At 67.6% G+C, this 1,525-nt stretch carries 2 protein-coding genes; both read right to left on the bottom strand.

Annotation, left to right across the window (positions count from 1 at the left end; genetic code table 11):
- Nucleotides 1-300: biotin/lipoyl-containing protein (locus B0W80_RS34005; RefSeq protein ID WP_306171896.1), on the bottom strand; the 300-nt coding region annotated here is incomplete at its 3' end.
- Nucleotides 301-310: 10 nt separating this feature from the next.
- A partial coding sequence (gene aceF / locus B0W80_RS34000; RefSeq protein WP_083745821.1) for a dihydrolipoyllysine-residue acetyltransferase occupies nt 311-1,525 on the bottom strand: 1,215 nt, incomplete at its 5' end.

Below are 1,525 nucleotides of genomic sequence, written 5' to 3'. Positions count from 1 at the left end.
GGCGGGCGATGCCGCCGCGGGCGTGGGCGCTGGCGATGCGGCAGGCGCTGGCGCACCGGCTTCGGCCGCATCGACCGTCAGCACCACCGAGCCTTCACCCACCTTGTCGCCCACCTTCACTGCCACCGACTTGACGACGCCGGCATGCGAGGACGGGATCTCCATCGAGGCCTTGTCGGACTCGACGGTGATCAGCGACTGCTCGACCTGGATGGTGTCGCCGGCCTTGACCAGCACTTCGATGACCGCGACCTCGGAGAAATCGCCGATGTCCGGCACCTTGACTTGCACTTCGCTCATGGTCGGCACCTCAGAGAAGGACGCGGCGGAAGTCCGCGAGGACCTGACCGAGGTAGGCGTTGAAACGGGCCGCGGCGGCGCCGTCGATCACGCGATGGTCGTAGGAGAGCGACAGCGGCAACGTCAGGCGCGGCACGAACTGCTTGCCGTCCCACACCGGCTTCATCGCGCTCTTGGAGAGGCCCAGGATCGCGACCTCCGGCGCGTTGATGATCGGCGTGAAGTGCGTTCCGCCGATGCCGCCCAGCGAGCTGATCGACATGCAGCCGCCCTGCATGTCGGCCGAGCCGAGCTTGCCGTCGCGCGCTTTCTTGGCGAGTTCGCCCATCTCCTGGCTGATCTGCAGAACGCCCTTTTTGTCGGCGTCCTTGAGCACCGGCACCACGAGGCCGTTGGGCGTGTCCGCCGCAAAGCCGACGTTGTAGTACTGCTTGTAGACGAGGGTGTCGCCGTCCAGGCTGGTGTTGAACTCGGGGAACTTCTTCAGGGCCGAGACCACGGCCTTGATCACGAAGGCCAGCATCGTCACCTTGACGCCGGACTTCTCGTTCTCCTTGTTCGTCGATACGCGGAAGGCTTCGAGCTCGGTGATGTCCGCATCGTCGTTGTTGGTGACGTGCGGGATCATCACCCAGTTGCGATGCAGGTTCGCACCGCTGATCTTCTTGATGCGTGACAGATCCTTGCGTTCGACGGTGCCGAACTTGGTGAAGTCGACCTTGGGCCACGGCAGCAGGCCCAGCGCCTCGCCGCCGCCACCGCCCGCCGGCGCCTTCGCCGCCGAGGCCTTGGTGCTGGCCGCGCCGCTCATCACCGCACGGGTGAAGCCCTGCACGTCTTCCTGGGTGATGCGGCCCTTCAGGCCGCTGCCCTTGACTTCGTCGAGCGGTACGCCGAGCTCGCGGGCGAACTTGCGCACCGAGGGCGAGGCATGCGGGAGCTTGCCGCTCGGCGCCTTGGTCGGGTCGTGCGCCGGAGCCGCGGCCGCGGGTGCGGGCGCCGATGGGGTTGCGGCGGCCGGTGCGGCGGCCGGTGCACTGGCAGGTGCCGGTGCAGATGCCGCGGGGGCAGGTGCAGCGGCTGCGCCGCCGGTGCCCTCGAGGACCGCGATCAGGTCGCCGATGTTGACCGTGTCGCCCACCTTGACCTTGAGCTCCTTGAGCACGCCGGCACCCGAGGACGGGATCTCCATCGAAGCCTTGTCGGACTCGACGGTGATCAGCGA

The organism is Variovorax sp. KK3, from assembly GCF_001984055.1.
GTDB lineage: Bacteria > Pseudomonadota > Gammaproteobacteria > Burkholderiales > Burkholderiaceae_C > Variovorax.
The sequence above is the reverse complement of the archived record's forward strand: the minus strand, read 5'-3'. Positions and strand labels throughout refer to the sequence as shown.